General features: G+C 46.0%; 21 protein-coding genes. 14 read left to right on the top strand and 7 right to left on the bottom strand.

The annotated features are described in order from the left end of the window. Positions 1-257: 257 nt before the first annotated feature. From BTO30_RS10815 to BTO30_RS10795, 5 genes are all read left to right on the top strand, one after another. Positions 258-1,613, top strand: a complete 1,356-nt coding sequence (locus BTO30_RS10815; protein ID WP_075398738.1) for an arsenic transporter — start codon at positions 258-260, stop codon at positions 1,611-1,613. Positions 1,614-1,697: 84 nt separating this feature from the next. Next, positions 1,698-2,384: a DUF421 domain-containing protein gene (locus BTO30_RS10810; RefSeq protein ID WP_342743402.1), complete on the top strand. Its 687-nt coding sequence runs from the start codon at positions 1,698-1,700 to the stop codon at positions 2,382-2,384. A gap of 60 nt (positions 2,385-2,444) precedes the next feature. Then, positions 2,445-3,533 (top strand): CdaR family transcriptional regulator, encoded by a 1,089-nt coding sequence (locus BTO30_RS10805; protein ID WP_075398737.1) that lies wholly within the window; start codon positions 2,445-2,447, stop codon positions 3,531-3,533. Between the two features lie 80 nt (positions 3,534-3,613). Then, positions 3,614-5,026 carry a glycolate oxidase subunit GlcD gene (gene glcD / locus BTO30_RS10800; protein ID WP_075398736.1) on the top strand — a complete coding sequence of 471 codons (1,413 nt, stop codon included), beginning with the start codon at positions 3,614-3,616 and terminating at the stop codon, positions 5,024-5,026. After that, the gene (locus BTO30_RS10795; RefSeq protein WP_075398735.1) at positions 5,023-6,360 is read left to right on the top strand and encodes a (Fe-S)-binding protein; all 1,338 of its coding nucleotides are present in this window, start codon (positions 5,023-5,025) and stop codon (positions 6,358-6,360) included. The genes glcD and BTO30_RS10795 overlap by 4 nt, the downstream gene beginning before the upstream one ends. On the opposite strand, the gene BTO30_RS10790 is transcribed toward BTO30_RS10795, so the two are convergent. Beyond that, positions 6,292-7,041: a DnaD domain protein gene (locus tag BTO30_RS10790; protein ID WP_075398734.1), complete on the bottom strand. Its 750-nt coding sequence runs from the start codon at positions 7,039-7,041 to the stop codon at positions 6,292-6,294. The two genes, BTO30_RS10795 and BTO30_RS10790, sit on opposite strands and share 69 nt — an antisense overlap. Before the next feature lie 224 nt (positions 7,042-7,265). On the opposite strand from BTO30_RS10790, the gene BTO30_RS10785 reads away from it, so the two are divergent. From BTO30_RS10785 to BTO30_RS10765, 4 genes are all read left to right on the top strand, one after another. Beyond that, positions 7,266-8,912, top strand: coding sequence for a sensor domain-containing diguanylate cyclase (locus BTO30_RS10785; RefSeq protein WP_075398733.1), 1,647 nt, complete (start codon positions 7,266-7,268; stop codon positions 8,910-8,912). A 180-nt stretch (positions 8,913-9,092) separates the two neighbouring features. Continuing rightward, positions 9,093-9,230: a YvrJ family protein gene (locus tag BTO30_RS10780; RefSeq protein WP_075398732.1), complete on the top strand. Its 138-nt coding sequence runs from the start codon at positions 9,093-9,095 to the stop codon at positions 9,228-9,230. Between the two features lie 354 nt (positions 9,231-9,584). Further along, entirely contained in the window at positions 9,585-9,800 is a 216-nt protein-coding gene (locus BTO30_RS10770) for a DUF1659 domain-containing protein (protein WP_075398730.1), read from the top strand. 24 nt (positions 9,801-9,824) lie between these two features. Next, positions 9,825-10,037, top strand: a complete 213-nt coding sequence (locus BTO30_RS10765) for a DUF2922 domain-containing protein (RefSeq protein ID WP_075398729.1) — start codon at positions 9,825-9,827, stop codon at positions 10,035-10,037. A 39-nt stretch (positions 10,038-10,076) separates the two neighbouring features. On the opposite strand, the gene BTO30_RS10760 is transcribed toward BTO30_RS10765, so the two are convergent. Next, the gene (locus BTO30_RS10760) at positions 10,077-10,883 is read right to left on the bottom strand and encodes a YitT family protein (RefSeq protein WP_075398728.1); all 807 of its coding nucleotides are present in this window, start codon (positions 10,881-10,883) and stop codon (positions 10,077-10,079) included. 139 nt (positions 10,884-11,022) lie between these two features. Here BTO30_RS10760 and BTO30_RS10755 point away from each other — a divergent pair, with 139 nt between their 5' ends. The 3 genes from BTO30_RS10755 to BTO30_RS10745 all read left to right on the top strand — a co-directional run bounded on the left by BTO30_RS10755 (position 11,023) and on the right by BTO30_RS10745 (position 13,742). Then, a complete protein-coding gene (locus BTO30_RS10755) occupies positions 11,023-12,213 on the top strand; it encodes an AI-2E family transporter (RefSeq protein WP_075398727.1) in 1,191 nt (396 codons plus the stop codon). Positions 12,214-12,270: 57 nt separating this feature from the next. Further along, positions 12,271-12,453: a CsbD family protein gene (locus BTO30_RS10750; protein WP_075398726.1), complete on the top strand. Its 183-nt coding sequence runs from the start codon at positions 12,271-12,273 to the stop codon at positions 12,451-12,453. A 305-nt stretch (positions 12,454-12,758) separates the two neighbouring features. After that, positions 12,759-13,742, top strand: a complete 984-nt coding sequence (locus BTO30_RS10745) for a nuclease-related domain-containing protein (RefSeq protein WP_075398725.1) — start codon at positions 12,759-12,761, stop codon at positions 13,740-13,742. 179 nt (positions 13,743-13,921) lie between these two features. Here BTO30_RS10745 and BTO30_RS10740 read toward each other — a convergent pair whose 3' ends face one another. Beyond that, complete coding sequence (locus tag BTO30_RS10740; protein ID WP_075398724.1) at positions 13,922-16,930, bottom strand: efflux RND transporter permease subunit; 3,009 nt, start codon at positions 16,928-16,930, stop codon at positions 13,922-13,924. Positions 16,931-17,060: 130 nt separating this feature from the next. Here BTO30_RS10740 and BTO30_RS10735 point away from each other — a divergent pair, with 130 nt between their 5' ends. Next, positions 17,061-17,903, top strand: a complete 843-nt coding sequence (locus BTO30_RS10735; RefSeq protein WP_075398723.1) for a TetR/AcrR family transcriptional regulator — start codon at positions 17,061-17,063, stop codon at positions 17,901-17,903. Positions 17,904-17,982: 79 nt separating this feature from the next. Here BTO30_RS10735 and BTO30_RS10730 read toward each other — a convergent pair whose 3' ends face one another. From BTO30_RS10730 to BTO30_RS10715, 4 genes are all read right to left on the bottom strand, one after another. After that, positions 17,983-18,456 carry a hypothetical protein gene (locus tag BTO30_RS10730; RefSeq protein WP_075398722.1) on the bottom strand — a complete coding sequence of 158 codons (474 nt, stop codon included), beginning with the start codon at positions 18,454-18,456 and terminating at the stop codon, positions 17,983-17,985. A gap of 93 nt (positions 18,457-18,549) precedes the next feature. Next, positions 18,550-20,520, bottom strand: a complete 1,971-nt coding sequence (locus BTO30_RS10725; RefSeq protein ID WP_083632378.1) for a methyl-accepting chemotaxis protein — start codon at positions 20,518-20,520, stop codon at positions 18,550-18,552. A gap of 213 nt (positions 20,521-20,733) precedes the next feature. Continuing rightward, a complete protein-coding gene (lepB, locus tag BTO30_RS10720) occupies positions 20,734-21,282 on the bottom strand; it encodes a signal peptidase I (protein WP_075398720.1) in 549 nt (182 codons plus the stop codon). Between the two features lie 167 nt (positions 21,283-21,449). Beyond that, the gene (locus tag BTO30_RS10715) at positions 21,450-21,881 is read right to left on the bottom strand and encodes a GNAT family N-acetyltransferase (RefSeq protein ID WP_075398719.1); all 432 of its coding nucleotides are present in this window, start codon (positions 21,879-21,881) and stop codon (positions 21,450-21,452) included. Between the two features lie 508 nt (positions 21,882-22,389). On the opposite strand from BTO30_RS10715, the gene BTO30_RS10710 reads away from it, so the two are divergent. Further along, positions 22,390-22,776, top strand: coding sequence for a ClpX C4-type zinc finger protein (locus BTO30_RS10710; protein WP_083632377.1), 387 nt, complete (start codon positions 22,390-22,392; stop codon positions 22,774-22,776). Positions 22,777-22,831: the final 55 nt, after the last annotated feature.

The raw sequence follows: 22,831 nt of genomic DNA, 5'->3' as shown, positions 1-22,831 counted from the left end.
TCCTTCTCTATAACCTTTTTTTAAAAGTGGAGATTCACGAAACCGCAAACGGTGAAGAGCCTATGAATCATCCAAAACAGCCATGATGCATGATAGAGATCACGTTACTAGTCCTATGTCTCGTGAACACTCAAATTTCCTTGGAAGATTAGGTTTGTTATCCAGTTACATTTTCATAGAGGTGAATATAAATATACTATTAAATCGGACAAGAAGGGCTAATGGCTCAGGCTCTTTTGAAAAAGGAGAAGGTAATCATGAGCTTCGAAATGGCAATCACCGTATTTGTGTTTATCATGACCATGTTCGTCATATTAGCAAGACCGGGCGGGATCAATGAGGCATGGCCGGCATCCGCCGGGGCAGGCGTGATTTTACTCACAGGCATTGTATCGAGCAGCGATATTTCAGATATTATCAGTAAAATCGGCGGCGCATCGATCACCATTATGGCCACGATTGTCATGGCAGTTATTTTGGAAAGTTTCGGTTTCTTTCACTGGGCGGCGGCACGGCTTCTCCATTTAGCGAAAGGTTCCGGCTATCGCCTGTATTGGTACATTCAGCTGCTCTGTTTTTTAATGACGCTTCTATTTAACAATGACGGCAGCATTTTAATTACGACACCTATCTTAATACTGCTTCTGAAAAACCTTCGATTAAAGCCGCATGAACAGCTCCCCTATTTATTAAGCGGCGCCCTGATCGCAACGGCTTCGAGCGCGCCCATTGGGGTCAGCAATATTGTGAATTTAATCGCCCTGAAAATTGTTCATATGTCGCTTTATATGCATACCGCCATGATGTTTGTCCCTGCTACACTCGGTCTCTTGTTTATGTCCTGGCTGATGTTTATCGTCGTCAAGAAAAAACTGCCAAAGGAATTGCCAAATTCTTTATATGATATAGAAGAAATTTTTTTCACGAAACATTTCCATCCGTTAAAGGGTTCCGTCAGTGTCGAAACAAAACGGAAACGAACCAAGTTTATGCTGAAAGTCCTGCTGTTTGTCTTTGTCCTGCGCTGTCTCCTTTTTGTCGCTTCTTACCTGTCCATTCCTATTGAACTGGTGGCCGTACTCGGGTCGCTCATCCTGCTCGGGTGGAGATGGTATCATTTGCGCACAAACCCGATTGATATTTTGAAAAAAACGCCTTGGCACATCCTGATTTTTGCCTTTTCCATGTATGTCATTATTTACGGGCTTCATAATGCCGGATTGACCGCGATGCTCGTTCAAGTATGCGAGCCGATCGTCAGCCAGGGACTGCTTCAGGCGAGCTTCATTATGGGGGGATTAGTATCTGTTTTATCGAATCTATTTAATAACCATCCTGCTTTAATGATCGGCACGATTACGTTAACAGAAATGGGACTGGACCCGATTACGTTAAAAACCATTTATCTCGCAAATATTATCGGCAGTGATATGGGGTCCCTTTTACTCCCGATCGGGACACTTGCCTCTCTTATTTGGATGGACATTTTGCGGAAAAACAAGATTAACGTCACATGGAATGACTATTTAAGTGTATCGTTAATCGTCATTCCTTTGACAACAGCGGTGACGCTATTTTTATTATATTACTGGGTACAAATAATCTTCTCTTAACATGTCATCCATTTCCGATGTATACCTTTCTTGACTGTTCGTCCATACTGATAAAAGAGGAAAAATGCTACCAGGAGGAAAGATATGTTGGAAACAGTAGATCTGGGTTTACTGACCATAAAAGTCATCGTCGGGTTTGCCGCTTTATTTTTCATTATTCTCGTCAGCGGCAAAACGTCCATCAACCAATTATCCCCCTATCATTTAGTGTTTGTGCTCGTCCTGGGGGATTTCTTAGGAAGTACATTATACGATAATCAGGTGAGTACGTTTCATTTTTTATACGCGATAGGCTTATGGACCGCTCTCATGCTCGGAATCGTATTCCTCACGCAAAAAGTGAAAGCGGCCCGTTCCTTATTGGATGGAAATCCTTCCATTATTATCCGTGATGGCGTACTTGACCGGACGATGTTGAAAAAGAACAAATTAGATGTCAACGAAATAACGAGTTTATTGAGACAGAAGAATGTTTTTTCTGTGCGTGAAGTGAAATACGGCATATTAGAAGCGAATGGACAAATCAGTCTCCTGCTGCAATCACCTCATGAAAATCCGACAAAGCAGGATCTCAACATTCCAGAAAGCCCCGTCGATCTTCCAACAGCCATCATTATAGACGGCGAAATTATTTGGGATAACTTACAGGATCTCGGTTTTGACCAAAAGTGGCTGTCTAAAGAATTAAAGGCGCATGGCTACAACGATGAAAAAGCGATCTTTTTTGCCGATTGGAAAAAAAGTGAAGGCATCCATATCAGCCCGAAATAAAGGCTCCATCCTTTTCATCTTGTGATACACTACAGATAAAAAGGATGGGAGGCTGCCCGGATGCTTTCGACTTTTCTCGCTAAAAAAATCATAGATGAAGTAAAGAAATGTTTAGATGAAAATGTCCTTATTGCCGGCGTGGATGGCGTGATCATGGCAAGCTCTGATGCGGCGCGGGTCGGTTTGTTTCATGAAGGTGCTTTGCTGTGTGCCCGGGAACGGCGGAAGATGGTGATTTATAAAGAAGATGAAGAGCGGCTGCAAGGGGTCAAAAACGGCTTAAATCTGCCTATTTTCTTTCTTGGCAGCGTCATCGGCGTCATCGGGATTACCGGAGAACCGGAACGCATTTTACCTTATGGAGAGCTGCTGCGGAAAATGACGGAGCTGCTTATTCAAGAAAGCTATTATTCGGAGCAGTTTCAATGGCGGACACGCGGTTTGGAGTCATTTGTCTATGATTGGCTGCAGGCGGATACGTGGTCACAGGAGTTAATCGGACGAGCGGCCCTTTTTAACATCGATTTAACCGCAAAGCGGCAATTTATTATTATTCAGCTGGAGGAGTTTACGTATAACAGCCTGGCCGAATTGACACGGTTCTGGGATGATCCGCGCGATCAGGATTTTTTCGTCCACCGCGGCAATGACCGTATTCTTCTCATTCACGGCGCGCACTTTGAGAAAGAAACCCTTACATATAAACTGGAAAGATTACGTTCATTTATGAATCTGCCTGTCCGCATCGGAATTGGACAAGCAGTGGAGGCAGCCGATGTGGCAGCCGGTTACGCACAGGCGGAGCGGGCGCTGGCTGCGGCTAAACCAAACTGGATTGTCTTTGAAGAAGACTTGCGGCTTGATTTATGTCTGCACGAAATCAGCTCCACCGCGCGGGAGGAATTCATAAAACGAATTTTGCGCAATGTGAGAAACAACCCGGAACTGCTCGACACCTTCCAGACGTTTTTTAATCAAAATATGTCTTTAAAAGAAACCGCCTCGGTCCTGAAAATTCACATTAACACGCTTCATTACCGGATGAAAAAAATACAGGACTTGACCGGTCTGGACCTGAAACAATTACCGGATGTCGTCTCGCTTTATTTAGCGCTTCGTTTTTTGGATGAACATACAAAAAACGAATAAAATTCCGCTTCATTTTCCCATTTATCTCTATATAACAACACGTGTTTATAGGTTAAGATACAAGAAAAGGAGCGAATAGTATGATTTCAGATTACATAAAAACAAAATTCACCGCGATCGTCGGCGCTGAAAATGTCGATGTCTCCCCTGCCGGACGACTTGTCTATTCATATGACGCGACGCCTAATTTTCAATCGATGCCTGACGCCGTAATAGCACCGCGGAATACAAAAGAAGTCTCTCAAATTGTAAACGTTTGCCGGGAAGAAAAGATTCCCATTGTCCCGCGCGGTTCCGGAACAAATTTAGCCGCAGGCACGGTCCCTTCTGAAGGCGGAATTGTGCTGCTGTTTAAACATATGAACCAAATTCTTGAGATCGATGAAGAAAACTTAACGGTCACGGTGCAGCCGGGCGTTGTCACACTGAATATGATTAACGCCGTCGAAAAACGCGGCCTCTTTTATCCGCCTGACCCGAGTTCCATGAAAATCTCAACCATCGGCGGCAACATTAACGAAAATTCCGGCGGCCTGCGCGGATTGAAATACGGCGTCACACGTGATTATGTCATGGCCCTTGAAGCCGTACTGCCGAATGGCGACATCATCCGGACCGGCGGCAAACTCGCAAAAGACGTGGCCGGCTATGACTTAACACGACTTTTAACCGGATCGGAAGGAACGCTCGCGGTCATTACCGAAGCGACGCTGAAGCTCATTCCGATGCCGGAAACGAAGCAGACGATGCTCGCGCTCTATCAAAGTATGGACGCCGCGGCGAAATCCGTCTCAGAAATCATCGCGGCCAAAATCATTCCGGCGACGCTTGAGTTTCTCGACCGCCCGACGTTAAAAGCCGTCGAAGACTTTGCGAAAATCGGCCTGCCCACAGATGTGGAAGCGGTCCTGCTCATTGAACAGGACGGACCAGCGGAAATTGTCGCCCGTGACATGCAGAAAATAGCGGATATTTGCACGCGCGAACAGGCCGTTTCCGTTCAAATCGCCGCAACGGAAGCCGAAGCGCTCGCCTTGACAAGCGCCCGCCGTGCAGCCTTGTCTGCGCTTGCCCGTTTAAAACCGACGACCATCTTAGAAGACGCGACCGTACCCCGTTCAGAAATTGCCAACATGGTCAAAGCGATCAACGAAATCGCGGCGAAACATAACGTGACGATTGCGACGTTCGGCCACGCGGGTGACGGCAACCTTCATCCTACATGCCCGACCGATGCGCGCGATCACGATGAAATGGAACGGGTTGAAGCGGCGTTTGCGGACATTTTCGCTAAAGCGATTGAACTCGGCGGCACGATTACCGGCGAGCACGGCGTCGGCATGATGAAAGCGCCCTATTTAGAATGGAAAATGGGTCCGGAAGGCATCGCGATTATGAAAGCGATCAAGCAGTCCTTTGACCCGGACAATATTATGAACCCCGGTAAAATCTTTGCGAAAGAAACACGGAAAAGGCTGGTGATCTCCCAATGACAACGATGACGGCACGAGAAAAAGCGATTCAAGAATCGTTCAGCTTGCGGATGGATGAAGCGGAACTGTTAAACTGTATGCGATGCGGCTTCTGCCTCCCTTCCTGTCCGACGTATCTGGAAACGGGATTAGATGAAAGCCAATCGCCGCGCGGACGAATTGCCCTCATGAAAGCCGTGCATGACGGACTGATCGCACCGGATGATGACGTCGAAAAATCATTGAATCTATGCCTCGGCTGCCGGGCGTGTGAACCCGTCTGCCCGGCCGGCGTGAAATACGGCCACTTGCTGGAAGAAGCACGCGACATTTTCAACGATCATAACGAGCATTCCGCACCGGTGAAAGCCGTTCGAAAAACCGTATTTGAAGGGCTTTTCCCGCACCAAAACCGGATGGAACACGCGGTCACACTGCTCGGCATTTACCAGCGGAGCGGCCTGCAAAACGCCACGCGTAAACTCGGTTTCATGAAGCTGTTCCCGGAAAGCATGCAGGCGATGGAACGCGCCCTTCCTGCTGTTCCGAAAAAACGCGACATGAAAAACCGTCCGCGAAGCTTCTCAGCACTCGCTGAAAAAACGGCCACGGTCGCCTTTTTTTCCGGCTGCCTGATGGACACGATGTTTTTGGAGACAAACAACGCGACGATCAAGCTGCTGCAAAAAGCGGGCTGTGATATCGTCATTCCAGACGGACAAAATTGCTGCGGCGCTCTCCATGGCCACAGCGGTGAAAAAGACGGCGCAAAAAACCTGGCAAAACGCAACATTGACGCGTTCGAAAAAACAAACGCCGACTACATTATCACGAACGCGGGCGGCTGCGGAGCCTTTTTAATCGACTACGATCATCTGCTGAAAGACGACCCGGAATATGCGGACCGCGCGAAAGCCTTTACCGCCAAAATGAAAGACATCACGCAAATTTTATTCGAGCTTGATTTCCATCAGCGGATCGAATTAAAAATGGAACCGCAGACAATTACGTATCAGGACTCCTGTCATTTGCGCAATGTCATGAACACCCATATTGCCCCGCGCGCCCTGATGAATGCAATCGACGGCGCCAACTACAGGGAGATGGAAAATGCGGACAGCTGCTGCGGATCAGCGGGCATCTACAATATCGTCGAATCCGACATGTCCATGCAGATTCTCGATCACAAAATGGAAAAAGCGAAAGCGACTGAAGCGCATACCATCGTGACTGCAAACCCGGGCTGCCTGCTGCAAATGAAGCTCGGCATCGAACGCGAAGGCCTGTCAGACAAAGTCCGGGCTGTTCACATTGTCGACCTTTTGCTTGAAGCGTGTGGCGAGCTCACGCATTAAGGACGCGCGGTCTTTTTCAAAATCAGCGTCAAATTCAATCGGCGTCTCTTCTTTCTTAAACCAGTCCGGAAGCCTTTCTACCCGGACTGATTTTTTCTTTTTCCGGCTGTCTGTCTCCCAATTGCGTAAAATCGCGCGAATATACGCCCAGCTGGTAATCCCTTTCGACCGCGCAATTTCCACCGCTTCTTCGACTTTTTCTTTTCCGATCGATTGCTCAAACATTTCGCGTTCCGATAAAGAAACATCTCCTGTAGATATCTGCTGTTGGCTACTCTCTGTTATAGGTGTATCCGGCTTGGTCACATCGTCTGTCCGTTCTGGCTCCGTCGTCACGTCAGATTGATCACATGGACCCATCATGGATTCCAGCTTGTTGTAATCAATCGTGTACCATTTTGTCCGGTCAAATGCCATCACACTAAAGGTCCCTGTCAATAAAAGCCCCTTCTTCTCAAGCCCTTTCAGCGTGCGGCGGATCGTGGTCACCGACCAGAATGGAAACTGTTTTTGCCAGTCTTCGTATGTATTGTACACCCAGCTTTTCCCTTCAATCACATGCCGTTTCTTTTCCAGCCAGTAATGAATTTGCTGCAGAATGACCGCTTCGTTCAAGCCGATCTTTTCGGCAAGCTCCGGTAAAATAATAAGCGGACGTTCGTTTCGCAGAAAGTTTGGCATCGTAAAAGCTCCTTTTATTTTTTATGTACAGAAAAAAAGGAAAAATCGATACCAGAAGAAGAAATGTATGAAAGAAGACATATTTATGAGTAAAGAAACAGTTCAAATATAAGCCTATTCAAACAGCCCTTTATTCCGTCATCTCTAACATTTTTGGTAATTTAATAGAAAATATTGCTCATTAATTGTAAAATAGGATGAGCGAAATAAAAAGGAGGACGTCAATGGAGCTGCTGCACCGGTTTCATTATTGGTCATTGCATACGATAAAAGGACGTTTTTTAGTGAGTACCGCCTTTTTGTTATTACTTGGCGGGCTGCTGGCGATACTGCCGCTTGTTGTGTTTGTGTATGATCAGCGCGAACAGGAAGCAGCTCATAGTCTTGATGAAGCGCTGCGTATGCAGCACATGATGATTGACGAATGGATGAATGGATTATCCAATGATGTATCCTATTTGGCCTCTTCCGCCGGCTCACGGAAGGATTTATACGACCGGCTGAACAAGTTTGCCGAAACACGTGATGATTTCGATAATTTAACCGTGATCAATAAAGATGGTTTAGTCGTATACAATCTAAACCGGAACGGCGTAGAGGGAACGTTAAATGTAAAAGACCGCGCTTATTTTAAAGCGGCTATTGCGGGCAATACCGTCACGACCGGTGTCATTGAAAGACGGTCTGACAATACACCTGTTGTCGTGTTTGCCTCACCTGCCCGGAACGCGGACGGGGAAATTGACGGCGTAGTCGCCGGCATGATCACGATGGATATGATCTCGAACGTTATTAACACCTTTCAATTTGGCGAAACGGGCAAGGTGTATTTAACAGATCAGTCCGGTCTTGTGTTAAGCCGAAATGATGAATCCGCCCCTCTCACCATTTCCGGAACTGATGTGTTTCAGCAGGCGCTGAAAGAAGAGGCCCCTGGGGATTCGTATGAAAATGCCTCCGGCGCATCTGTGATCGGTCAGTACCGCTGGATTCATGACGGCGAATGGCTGCTGGTCGGCGAAATTGAAACCGCGGAAGTGAATGCTCCCTTCTGGCGTTCGCTGTTCTTCATGAGCTGTATTTTGCTGTTCGTCTTTATCATTGCATCCGGCGTTATTCGGCTTCTTATGCAGCAAATCATTTTTCCAATCAATCAGCTGCTCGAAGGAACAGTTGTCCTGAGACTTGGGAATTACAGCCACCGCATTTCTAATCGGGTTCTTGATCAATCGCTCGATGAATTTAAAGCGCTCCATTCCGCCTATAATCAAATGGCGCGTGAACTCGAACAGGAATTTTCACTGCGGCGTCAGGCGGAAAAAGAACTGCGCCAGGCGAATGAAATGTTAAAACATCTTTCATTGAGCGACAGTTTGACCGGCATCGGCAACCGGCGCTATTTTGACGAAGTGCTCGAGCTGTCATGGAAAGAAGCATTGGATAAAAAAAAACCGCTGTCGCTTTTATTGCTGGACATCGACTTTTTCAAAAAATATAATGACCGGTATGGACACGACGCCGGAGATAAAGCACTCCGCCAAGTGGCCGTTTCGATTGAAGAAACAGTGAAAACAGCAGGTGCAGTCGCCGCCCGTTATGGAGGAGAGGAAATCGCGGTCATCATCCCGCCCGGCATAACGGCTGTAAGCTACGGCCTGGCCGAACTCATCCGGAAGTCCGTGGAAAACTTACGCATTCCGCACAAAGACGCACCGGACGGCATCATCTCTGTCAGCATCGGAGCCGCTACCATGTCGCCGCATCCCAGAGAACAGCCGGCGCAGCTGTTCAAAAAAGCCGATAAAGCACTGTATCACTCCAAACGGAAAGGACGCGCCCGTACAACTGTATATGACACAACTACGCCGTGAACTGAACCATCATGTCACGGTTTTTTTCTGTTTTCAGCGTCAGGACAAATGAAATATTGCCACCTTCCCCTATACGGCTTTACATGATTAATAGTCTTATTATTTCCACCAACTTGCCCGGTCCGGTTTCGATTTTTTCGCTTTCACTGTATATAACAAGCAAGAAAGGAGGAATGTTTCATGGACACATTGCTGCCGCTTATCCAGGATGTCGGATTTCCGATTGCGGTCACGTTTTATTTACTGTACCGCATCGAAACGAAACTCGACGGCGTCATCGAATCCATCCAGACTCTTCCCGACAAAATGAAACAGTAACGTATATTAAAAAAGGCAGGGGATGTCTCAAAAGCTCATTGAGGCCTCCCCTTCTTCATGTTTATAGCCGGATTTCTTGCAGTTTGGGACGTATTTTCTGATTTTGGGCCGGTTTCCTTGTAATTTGGGCCGAATTTTTGTAAATTCGGCCTTCATGAGGCAGAATCCGGCTGTAATATCGATAAATCGGCCAAAATGGTTCAGAATTCGGCCTTCCCCCATACTTTTGGGACAGCGGCGCTTTTTTATCCTGACAGCTTCTGATGTCAACTTATTTTATCTAAAGTTTTTTAAAAACAAGGTATCGATTTTTAAGATTTCGCTGTACATAACCAATGAAAGGAGGGATACAACATGGCAACCATGACGTTGAACAAATCGACGCTTCGTCTCGTGTTTGATCACGGGGTGGATGAGTCAGGCAAATCCGTGTATAAAGCGAAGTCTTATTCAAACGTGAAACCGGCCGCGACAGCCGATCAGTTTCAGGCAGTAGCCAACGCGATTGCGGCACTTTCATCATTGCCGCTCGCATCCGTCGAACGCAGTGACACATCGGTTATTAACTAACAATAACAAAGGAGGAATGTCATTATGGCGAAAACATTGAAGCTTCAGTTCAACACATCGGAAGGCGGCAGTGCGAGCTTGACGGTTGATGCCCCGGTTGAGCCGGTCAATGCCGCGGCTGTGCAGCAGGCAATGGATGCGATCATTGCATCCGGCGTGTTCATCTCGACAACCGGTTCATTCATTTCCGTAAAAAAAGCAAGCCTCGTTGACCGCGAAGTCACGGACATTTTGTAAGCAAACGAAGCCGATCCTGGCAGAGGGATCGGCTTTTTCTTATTCCCGGTGAAACAAACCAACCACTTCAACGGTCTGTGTAATGTTCACAAACGCAGTCGGGTCAATGTCATGAATGATCTGCTTCACTTCATTTAATTGATAGCGCGTGATGACGGTCATTAAAATCTGCCGGCTTTCCCCTGAATAGGCGCCTTTCCCTTCCATCACCGTAATGCCGCGGTAAAGACTTTTGAGCAGCTTCTCACACATTTCGTCGCCTTTTGACGTGACAATGTTCAATGTTAATTTAATATGTTTCGTATGAATGGTATCGACGACTTTTCCGGTCGCATAAATCCCGATTAATGTGTTTAAAGCGGCGTCCCAGCTGAACAAAAAGCCGGCCACGACGATAACAGCCGCGTTCATGACGGACAAAAGCGCCCCGAGCGGAAAATCTTTTTTTCGGGCCAGCAGCATCGCAATAATATCAAAGCCCCCGGACGATGCGGATGCGCGAAAAATAATTCCGACTCCCGCGCCCGTCAGCACGCCGCCGAATAACGAAGATAAAATCGGTTCCGTCGACAGTTCAATGACGGGCACCGCATACAGCCCGATTGACAATGTCACAACGGATAAAATGGTATACGCAATGAACCGTTTCCCCAGCTTCATCACGCCGAGAATAAGAAGCGGTAAATTTAATAATAAGTTTAAAAGACCGGTGTTGAGCGGTGTAATGATGCCGAGCATAATCGCAATCCCGCTCAGCCCGCTGCTTAAAATTTCATGCGGAATTAAAAAGAAATTATAGGCGACGGCGACAAGCATGGAACCGGCCATAACGAGTAATATGTGCATAAGACGCCCCCTTTTTCCTCCATTATAAGGGAGAAATTCTTCCCGGCTTAAAAAATAGTGTTTTCAGAAAAGCGGAAAATGCGTGTTTTTTTTTCAGTTGCGTTATAATTAAAGAAAGACAGTAAGAGGAGTTGGGGGCATGAAAGAAAACGAGCCGCAAAGTTCTCCGCTCGTCCGTTTTTTAGGCGGACGCACGGCGATTTTCGTCTTAACCATTTTGCTCTTAATCGGGCTCATTATTATGGTTTTTTCAAAAGTATCCTTTATTTTCGATCCGCTGCTCGGCTTCATTGCGACCGTAGCACTGCCGGTGATCTTGTCGGTTGTCGGTTATTATTTATTAAGTCCGCTCGTTAATTTATTGCAGCGGTATAAAATAAAACGCGGCTGGGGCATTTTGCTTGTGTTCGTCGCCTTGTCGGGACTCATCACCATTCTTGTGCTGACGATTTTCCCCTTTTTACGTGACCAGACTGAAGCACTCATCGCCTCCTTTCCTGATTACGCCCGTCAGCTTGGCATGGATATCGACAGGTGGGCACGCAATTCACCGTTTGAAGCACAATACATGGAAATTTCAAAAAACATGCAGACGAATGCCGAAGAATTTCTCGGCTCGCTGACGCAAAACTTTTCCGACATTGCCGGCCGGACGTTAGACAGTATCACCGGCGTCATTGCGACGCTCACCAATTTTGTCGTCTCGCTCGTCACCGTGCCATTTATTTTGTTTTATTTATTAAAAGACGGCAGTAAGTTGTACCAAGGATTTTTGCACATCCTTCCGCCGAAAATGCGCGGACGTACGGGTGCGATGCTTATTGAAATGGACGAACAGCTCCGTTCCTACATTCAAGGGCAGATGCTTGTCAGCCTTTGCATCGGCATCATGATGTACATCGGTTTTCTCATTATCGGTCTGGATTACGCCTTGCTTCTGGCCGCCATTGCCAGTGTGACAAGTGTCGTTCCATATCTCGGGCCAGTCATTGCGATCACACCGGCGATTATTATTGCCGTTGTCACTTCTCCGTTCATGGTGGTAAAACTGGCACTTGTCTGGACCGTTGTGCAGCTGCTCGAAGGAAAATTCATTTCTCCGCAAATTATGGGGAAAACGCTGCAAATCCATCCTGTTACCATCATTTTCGTTTTGCTGACAGCCGCTCACCTGTATGGAGTCGTCGGCGTGTTGATCGGTCTTCCGACATACGCTTTGTTGAAAGTTTTCATTCAATACTTGTTCGAACTGTACAAACAGCGCTACAACCGCTTTTCTGAACAAGAAGAGAACCAGTACGCTGTTGTTGAAAAAGATGATCTTGTTTAATGATTTGTGAGCCGGGTAAAGAAAGAACAGACAAACAACAAAGGAGAGATATTTACCATGGCTCACGACAACAACGGATTAGGCGACAAAATCAAAGGCGCCGTCAACAAAGCAAAAGGCGAAATAAAAGATCAAATCGGCAGCGCCACCGATAACGCGCGGCTTCAGGCTGACGGCAAAAAAGACAAAATCAAAGGCGAAGTACAGGAACGAATCGGCGAGTCAAAAGACCGCTATTAAAAAAGGATGCCCAGAGAGGGCATCCTTTTTTGATTATATGGAAGGCGGCTGATTTCGCTTAAATGTGACCAATGCACTTTGAACGTGACCATTTGTGTTTAAACGTGACTATCCGTTGATCAGCCTGACTAACTGGACAGGAACGTGGCTATTTGCGCTTAAACGTGACCAATTCTATTTGAAGGCGGTAAAATTCAAACAATCATTTATGATTTATTTAAATTTCGCAAATTTTCTATCTTAAGGCTGAAGACTTTCTCTTTTTGAAGTATAATGGTCACAATCTTGATTTGAAAGGAGTCTATATGACAATCATAAAAAAAGTAACGAAGCCTATTTTTCTCTGGCAAATGGACGCATTATTGCAAAGGCTGCCTGGATGTCCAAAACGAAAACGTATCGAAACAGAACGGGCCAGAACAGCAGCAGGACTTAGAGGAGAACAAACCATTGAATATTTTGCAAAAGAAATCACAGGCCCCTCATCCCTTTTCCATGACATACGTCTGCGCTTAAATTATACCTCTTTTTTTCAAATAGACTGCCTTATCTTAACCCCTTGCTTTCTCGTTATTTCCGAATCTAAAAATTATATTGGAAAACTATCATTTGAAACAGAGAATAAACAAACGATTCAAACCTTTGAAGGTCATGAAACCGTTCTCCCCGACCCTATTTTACAGTTACGAAGACAATCACGTCACTTAACGGACTGGCTGCATAAAAATAACCTTCCGCAGATGCCAGTCTTTTCATATGTTGTTCTTTCTCATCCCTCTAACCGAATTTCCATTACACCGTCAAATAGAGACTATGAAAGGCGGATTATACGCAGCATCGAAATTCCTGAAACCATTCATTCTTTATTTCAGAAAAATAAAAATCCGTATTTAAATGAACAGCAGTTTCAGAAAGCGTCCTCGCTGATCGCCAAAAGCCACATTCCATATGAACCCGATATTTTTAGACGATTCAACATCACGGCTGATGACATTCAAAAAGGGATTTTTTGTCCATTATGCAGTCATCCCGGAATGGTTCGTCATAAAAGAAACTGGCTTTGCCTTTCCTGCAAACATACTTCCAAAAGCGCGCATAATGATGCTCTGCGCGACTATTATCTTCTTTTTGGAAAGAAAGTCACCAATAAGGAATTTGCGCGTTTCATTTCAGCACCCTCATTATCTGTGAGCTATCGTATTTTGAAATCTGCTCATGCTAAAGAAGAAGGCGGAGATCGAAATCGAATCTATATTCTTCCTGACCGGTTAATTAAAGATTTGACTTGAACATGAACAACTTCTGTTAAACGTGACCAACTCGTGATGAACGTGGCTATTTCCATTTAAACGTGACCATCCGGGAACGAACGTGGCTATTCGGCAACGAACGTGACCATTTTCGCTATTCCGTCCATACCACCAAAAAAACAGGCAGCCTCCTTCAATGGAGACTGCCTGCTGCTTCATTATGCTTTTTTCCGCATCCATTTAGAAAGTGTTTCATACACGATTGGCACAATGACCAACGTCAACAGCGTGGAGCTTGTCAAACCGCCGATGACGGTTACGCCGAGTCCTTTCGAAATCAATCCGCCGCCTTCAAGTCCCAGTGCAAGCGGGAACAGGGCGCCGATTGTCGCAAGTGCGGTCATCAAGATCGGACGAAGTCGAGTTGATCCGGCTTCAAGTAAAGCTTCTCTCGTCGACAGACCTTCATTTTCTTTATGAATCACACGGTCAATTAAGACAATCGCGTTCGTGACGACAATCCCAATCAGCATCAAGGCGCCGATCATAGCGGAAATACTGATCGTCTCGCCTGCAATCAATAGCGCCACCAGTGCACCGATGATCGTAAATGGCAGGGAGAACAAAATCGCGAGCGGTGCAAGTCCGCCGCCGAACGTAATCACAAGCACGAGATAGACAATCGCTACTGCCGCGAGCATCGCAAGTCCAAGCTGCGTGAACGATTCGTTGATATCCTGCGTAACGCCGCCCATTGAGACTTCTACTCCGGATGGCAGATCAAGTTTATCCAGTTCCGCCTGCAAATCCGCGGAGGCTGCTGAAACGTCATCGCCTTCCAGTTCGCCGCTCACATCGACGAATACTTTCCCATCACGGCGATTCACCGTATCCGATGTTTCGCCTTCTTCCACTGTCATCACATCGCGGATCGCAACGGATGTGCCAAGCGGTGATGCCACTTCTTTTCCTGTCAAATCATCAATGGTTTCATATGCTTCCACCGGCACGTCTAAATACACATTGATATTTTCCCCGTCTTTTTCAACCGTGGTCAATACGGGACGTTCACGCATCGGGCTTAGTTCCATCGCAATTTGTCCAGCTGTCAAACCGGCTGCCGCCAATTTTTCCTGATCGGCAACGAGTGTGTATTCTTCATAGGAATCCGCAAGTCCTGTTTCCACTTTCTTAAACGAGCCGCTGTCGTTCATCATCTCTTCAATTTCTCCGGCGACCGGTTCAATATCTTCAACCGTTTCACCGTACACATTCACGGCAATGGCGTTGCTGACGGCGCTGGCGGAGAAGTCCTGTGACGCCCATTCTCCTTTTTCCACACTCGCCTGTAAATCAGCAATCGCTTTTTCTTTTTTCTCTGTAAAGTTCTCTGTTTCTTCATCATACATGACATAGAACATCGCGCTGTTCGACTGTCCCGGACTCATCGGGTTTTCACTTCCAACGGAGTATTGAACGGTCTCTACATCTTCAATGTCCATAAAATATTTCTCTGCATCCGCTGCAAGATCTGCAACTTCCTCCTGTGTCTGCCCTGGTTCCGGTGAATACGTCACAATGACCATTTTCTCTTCATCACCAGGCAGGAAGCTGACTCCAATTTTTGGAACGAGCAGGAAACTTCCCGCAAGCAGCGCAATGGCCATGACAAACGTGATAATTTTATGATTCAATGTCCAGTTCAACACGAACTTATACCACGCAGCCAGTTTCCCCGGCTTCTCTTCATGCGTTTTCGCTTTCACACCTTTTTTAAACATGGTGTGTGCGAGCATGGGTACAATCGTCACTGCCACCAAAAGCGATGCCAAAAGGGCAAACACAACGGTCAATGCGAACGGCAGGAATAATTCACCGACCATGCCTTCCACTAAACCGAGCGGCAAGAACACAGCAATCGTCACAATGGTTGACGACATAATCGGCACAAACATTTCCTTCGTCGATTCACGGATCAATTCTTTCCCGCGTAATGTTTCTCCTTGCAGTGACAACCTGCGATAAATATTTTCTACAACAACAATCGAATCATCGATTACCCGGCCAATCGCTACTGTCATCGCACCAAGTGTCATCACATTCAGCGTAATGTCCATCTGTTTCAGCCAAATGAGCGCAATTAAAATGGACAGTGGAATCGAGATAACCGAAATGACTGTCGAACGCACATCACGCAAAAACAGCATAATGATCACGACTGCGAAAAGCGCGCCAAATAAGGCTTTGTTCAGCATCGTGTGAACCGATTCTTCAATTGGACCGCCCTGGTCAAACGTCGACGTGACCGTTAATCCTTCAAAATCCGCTTCAAACTCGGTTACTTTTTCCTTCACCGCGTTTACAACATCTACCGTGTTGGCGTCTGCTGATTTCACAATTTGCAGGCCGATTGATTCTTGTCCGTTCGTTCTTGAAATGGATTCTGCTTTTCCTTCCATTTGAATATCGGCAAGATCAGACAGTTTAGCCGGACCAATCTGCATATTTTTCAAGTCTTCCAGCGTTGAAATATTGCCATCGACCATCACGGATTTTTCCGTGTCGCCAAACGTGAACAATCCAAGCGGCGCATTCATGTTGGACGCCTGAATCATCTGTTTAACCGTTTCTTCATCCAATTGCAGCCGTGCTAACTGATCGTCTTTAAAGATGAGTGTTGCTTCTTCCACTTGCTGACCGGAAATTTGAACGGATGCGACACCGTCCAATCCTTCAATTTCCGGTAAAATCTCTTCTTCTACTGTTTTCGTAAGTTCTGCCAAGGTTACGTTTTCATCGGAAATACTAAGCGCCATAACCGGAAAGGCGTTAATACTTAAACGGGAAACATCCGGCTCCTGTACGTTTTCAGGAAAGTCCACATCCGCCAGCGCTTCTGCTGCTTCCTGCTCCGCTTTTTCCATATCGGTGGAAAACGTATATTCCACCTGCACAGACGAGGCGTTTTGATACGACGTCGAACTGACGACTTTTACGCCGTTTAAATTTTGGAGCTGCTTTTCAATCGGTTCCGACACGCTGTCCGCCACTTCCTCCGGCGTCGCGCCTGGATACACCGTCGTCACCGTTACGATCGGCGGCGTAATATTTGGAATCGTCTCAAGCTTCATCGAAAGCCCGGAATACAGACCTGCCGCCGTGATGATGATCGTCATCAGCCAAACGGCAAATTTGTTTTTCAAGACGAAATTAATTAAGCCATTCATGAACAATCTCCTTTTTGACCAATCGGTCACTTTTTCCATAAATATATATGACTAACCGGTCAGTCGTCAATAAAAAAATTGTTTCAAATAAGTGACCATTGGGTCATAATAGACATATGAGGTGACCATCATGAACGAAAAAGAAAAACTCATCATTGAACAAGCCATGAAATTATTTGCGGAAAAAGGCTTCAACGCGACGTCCATTCAAGAAATTGCAACCGCATGCGGCATTTCAAAAGGCGCTTTTTATTTGCATTTCAAGTCAAAAGAAGCCCTGCTGCTGGCGATTTTACACTATTATTTTCAGTTAATGTACGATCAATTGAGCCAAATTGAAGAGGAAGATCTGGAGCCTAGAGATAAATTTGTTCAGCAGATAGAATGTCAGGTACGCGAAATTCACCGGCATAAAGAATTTCTCATCATGCAGGCACGTGAAAATGCGATTCCTTTTAATGATGAAATTGAAGCGTTTATTTTCAAAATGCGGATGGAAACGCATCGATTTTTTCATAAACGGCTGATATCGATTTACGGGGATTCCATTAAACCGTATTTCTGGGACTTGTCGATTGCGCTGCAAGGCATTCAGCATTCGTTCCTTCATGTCATGATGATGGATAAAGTGGAAATTGACTACAACCGCTTTGCCCGATTTGTGCTGACCTGTGCAGACGATATGGAAGCAGGCTTTCGAAAACGGGCAGCTGCCCCGGTTATTGATCCGGCTGCTATGAATGATTTATTTAAAGAGCGGATCAATGATAAAACGATTTTGGATTGGCTCATCGAGTTGAAAAAAGAATGGAAAAAGGAAGACATCCGTATTACACTGGACGTCATCGAAAGTGAAATAAAAAGCGGGCAGCCCCGCATCCCGGTTCTGCGGGGTATGCTCGTTAATTTAGAAACGGAACCCGGACTACACGAGTTTATGCACATCATAAAAGAGTATTACAACATAAAATAGGCCGCGGTACGCGCGGCCTATTTTCTTGTGTCTATATTTCTATTTTGCGTGGGCATCCGGACTGGAACGCGGCCAAGTTTTATTTCGGCCGGAATCCTTCCTCCAGCAAATAGCGCTCCGCTTCTTTAAAGGATTCAAAGCTCTCTTCCAGATTTAATCCGGTGTACACATTCCAAAGTTCATCTTCGTTCGCTAAGAGCAGCGTTTGTCCTTCCCGGTTACGCCATTCTTCTTCCTTTGAAATAGGCTCCTGTTCGATGACTTCCTCTTCTGTTTTGTCCGAGAGGTAGCGAATCGAATCGGCAATAGCTGCCCGCAGTTCTGATTCTGATGCTTCGCGAATGTTGACGAGCCCTTTTTCATTCGCCTCGTAACCTGGCAGATCACCGACAAAAACAAAACCGTTTCCATTCGGATGAAGATGGTACACAACGACGGTTTTTTCGTAAAGACTGTCTTCAAAGTGATAATTGACGCGTTTCATGGACACATCTTTCGCGGTTAGCTGCGGAAATGTATCGATAATGGCTTTTTTTTCTTCAAATGTAAGCATGTTTTGCCTCTTTTCTTCATTATTCATCATTACGAAACAGTATACCACACAAGCCGCTTTTCTTCTCCAAAGGTTCTATTCTCCATTCCCGGGCTATGCTGTCTTAAAATGATGAACGCTGCTGTGAAGCTGTTCAGACATTTCACGGAGTTCCTGAATGCTTTCGCTCATGTCATTCATCCGCTCGCCTTGCGAGGCACATTTGTCCGCAATGTCTTCAATATGGTTTTTCGCTTCATGTGACGCGCCGGCAATGGTTTCAATCGCCGCATTTACTTCCTCGGTACCGGCGGATACTTCATCCGTCGCCTTTGTAATCGCCTGCAACCTGACCGCCATGCCATGAATTTCTTCCAGGACATTCATAAACGACTGTCCCGCTTCTTCTGTAATTTCTTTTCCTTTAGCCACGTATTCACTGCTTTCTGTCATCCTGCTCGATGACCGCTCCACTTCCTGCTGCATGCGTTCAATTAATCCTTGAATTTGTCCGGTTGCCTCGTTCGTCTGTTCCGCGAGCTTGCGTACTTCATCGGCGACAATCGAAAATCCGCGTCCATGTTCTCCTGCGCGGGCCGCTTCAATGGCCGCGTTCAACGCCAGTAAATTTGTCTGGTTCGAAATAGCGGAAATCGTGGATAAAAACGAACTGATTTCAACCGTATTGGATTGAATGACACCGATTGTTTCCGACAATGCCTGCACGGATTCGTCAATGGTCTGCATTTGACCCACCGCTTCCGTAATAACAGTATGACCTGTTTCCGCCGCTTCTTTCGTCCGCTCTGACTGTCCGAATAAATCGCCGGCCGCTTCGGCAATATGCTCAATATTACGGGCGAGATCAGCCGTCGTCTGCACGCAGTCATCGGTCATCGCCGTTTGCGTTGCCGCTCCTGATTCAATACGGCGCACCGAATCTGACACGAATTCCGTTTCATGAGCTGCCGCCTCGGTCAGAGCGGCTAATGAGACAGATGATTCCACAACTTGGGATGCCGTCTGCTTAACCTCAACAATGATATGTTGAATTTCAGATATCGTTTTATTAAAAGCGGACGCCAGCTTGCCGATTTCATCTTTGGCCGGCACCTGCAGACGCGCTGTTAAATCCCCTTCTCCATTGCTGATTTCTTCAAGCGATGACGTCATGACACCGAGCGGCTTCAATAACGTCCGCACAATAAAATATGTAATCAAAATAACGAGCAGTACGCTGATTAATGCCGCAGCTCCTGTATATATTTGAACCATTTCCATCACTTCATTGGAAAGTGCCGCGACCAGCATTTGACCGTTGGGTAACGATTTGGCAAAATACATGACATTTTCTCCGTTCACGGAGCCTTCCCATCGTTTTCCATCTGTAATATCCGATTCAGGCGGCACGCTTTCATCCGTTGAGGCAATGACATCCCCTGACTCATTTAAAACAGCGGCATATTTCACTTCTTCACTCAGCTCGCTTTTCAGCTTTTCCATCATCGGCGCAACACCGATTTTCTGATCCATCTCGACAAGCATCGACCCGTCACGGCCAACCTGTACGATCCTCTCATCATCCCAGCCGGTGACACCGACAAACTTATAAAACTTTCCATCGACAGAACGCTCCGCCGCTTTTTGCGTCACGACCGTCTCTTCACCGGAAATCAGCTTCATAAATTCATACGCCTGTCCATCTGGATCACTGCCGAAATTGAAATCAACGGACGATGCCATATTGGTAAGGACGGTGTTTCCCTCGCCATCCGTAATCCAGAACTCATCAAGCCCGGACTTCTCAGACAGCTGCACAAGCTCCTCGTAAGTCGTTCCTTTATCATATAAAAGAGCCGTCATCGCCGCCTGACCGACCATTTCTTTTTCTAAAATCGACTCCGCTGTCTCTCGTGACACAATGGAATCTTCCAAGCCGATCTGAATCGATGCAACAACCGCTTCTCCTTTTTGCGCCAAGGACTGTTCCATCTGATTCGTCAAAAAGAACGAAAACCCCGCAAAAACAAGAACAAGTGACGTAATAATAGGGAGCAAAATTTCCCACCTAATTGGGATATACATACGGCCACATTTCCTTTCTATGACAAATTATCCATTCTTTCGTCTATATTTTACATTATAAAGATAATTCTGCATATTCTGAATGTACTATCTTTACAAAGACAACATATTTGCTCCCGGTCAAAAAATGGATTTGCAGAGGGAAAATAAAAAAAACGTCCCGGCAGCGGGGCGTTTTTCCTTATCCTGGCGTGATCGTGACCAATCATTCCATCAATATATCTTTATTTCATTTAACGGATAAAAGCGCAGCTGCACTTCACCAATGACCGATTCTTCCCGAATAAAGCCAAACATGCGGCTGTCTTTACTCACCGTCCGGTTATCACCTAGCACAAATAAATACCCATCCGGGACGGTATCATGGGCCGTCACTTCCGCCAGTGTAAAATCACCGGTCAGCTTTTGCCCGACCAGCACACTCTTTTTATTTTCATCCAGATACGGTTCGTCCACCGCTTTTCCGTTAATATACAGCACATCATCTTTCATCTCCACTGTATCACCCGGCACGCCGATCACCCGTTTAATATAATTATTATCCGAATCCGGCGCACGAAAAACAATCTGGTCAAAACGCTCAATTTCACTCATTTTCGATACAATAACCTTGTCCTCATCTTTAAATGTCGGCGACATCGACTCCCCGTGCACAACAAGTCCTTCAAAGAAAAAATACTTTCCCGCTGCCGTCAGTACAACCGCCAGCACAATCGTCTTGATCCACGAAATCACTTCCGCCCTCAGCGCATCCTGCTCCATCCATGCACTCCCTTTCCATTTCCAATTTATTATATCACGCTCCGCCCGGCTTAAGAAAATGGAATTATCTCTCTCTATTATGGAACGAATAGCTAGTGCACACCCAATGATTTGAACGGAGGTTTCGTTTCCCTCTCCATCCCTTTTTTTGAAGCTCCTGTACCCTTTCAGGAATGCAGCGAATTTTTAAAGACAAAACTTACTCGCTCATACCCCATCTTTTCCTCATAAAAACGATGCGCGCCCTCCCGCTGCAATCCAGACGACAACGCCACCTGCCCATACCCGTTTTCATCCGCCCACTCCTGCACAAACTCCAGTAGCTTTTCTCCATAGCCTCTTGACCTGGCAGCCGCATCCGTTACCAAATCACACACCCATACAAACCGGCCGTAATACAATGTTATCATCGGCTTAAAGCCTGTCACCGCAACGATCTTCTCCCCATCTATTAACGCAAACAAGCGATAGCTGTCTTTTTCCATCGCCTCGTTGACAAGCTCCACATACATCTTTTCATCCAAATGCGTCCGCAGCTGGCTCATCACCGGAAAAGCCGATAAAATCTCTTTTTCTGTTTTAAGCTCCATTACATTCATCGATGACCCCCCGTCGATATTTACATGACTACGCCGCCAATAGAAAAATTAATAAAATATCGAGCGGCAGCAAACTCGTTCAAAACGTTTGAAAAGAAGTTTAAGTCATAAATAGCCGATACATTTGCTTTTAGTTTCACAACAGGACATCATTTTATAAAAACGTCCAAAACACACTAACAATAGTATGTCACAAAAGGGAATAACAGGTCAAATACCCATTTATAATCCAAATATATAAAAATGCAGCGTTTAACTATCTAGCCATCAAAAACGCATTATGAGGTTATGATGAAGCAGGTCCATTGTAATTATCTCAATCCTCTTCCTCAATAAAGATAGAAGCATCTTGATGGTTTCCGTCATAAAAATCCAAATTTACCCTTCTAAAAATCGCCACAGCTCTCTTTTTCCAGTACAAATCAATTAAGGAAATTAAAAGGGATAATATTTGATCTATAGAATATATTATTATGTACACAAATGTATACAAAGGGGCGAACGCTTAATGGATGATTTCCGAAAAAAGACGTTTCGAGGGGCTAAGATTGAAGATATCATTTTGGAATTGGAAAAACTGAGCCGGCTTTGCGAAGAAAAAATAAATGAGAGTCAGCAGTTGGAACGGCAGCGATTTTACGAAGGAATGGCGGTTGCTTACACCACAATCGCCCTCAAGCTGAAAGGCGGTTTCGATTATATTGAGCCAGCTGTGATCGATGAACTGTACAGCTCAATGGAAAAAGTGCGTCCGGAACAGCCCCAGATGGATACTTGCTCCTTCTGCCGTCAGCCCAAAAAAGAAATGAACGAGCTCGTCGCCGGACCGGGCGTTTCGATCTGCGGCGACTGCCTTTCATTCGGAAAAGAAGTACTCGAATCTCAGCGGTCATAATTTCCAAGGGATGTCTCAAACGTTCATTGAGACTCCCCTTCTTCAAAAGGGAATC

Origin of the sequence: Domibacillus antri, from assembly GCF_001936625.1 — a bacterium.
GTDB lineage: Bacteria > Bacillota > Bacilli > Bacillales > Domibacillaceae > Domibacillus > Domibacillus antri.
This window is presented reverse-complemented; position numbering and strand designations above follow the sequence as displayed.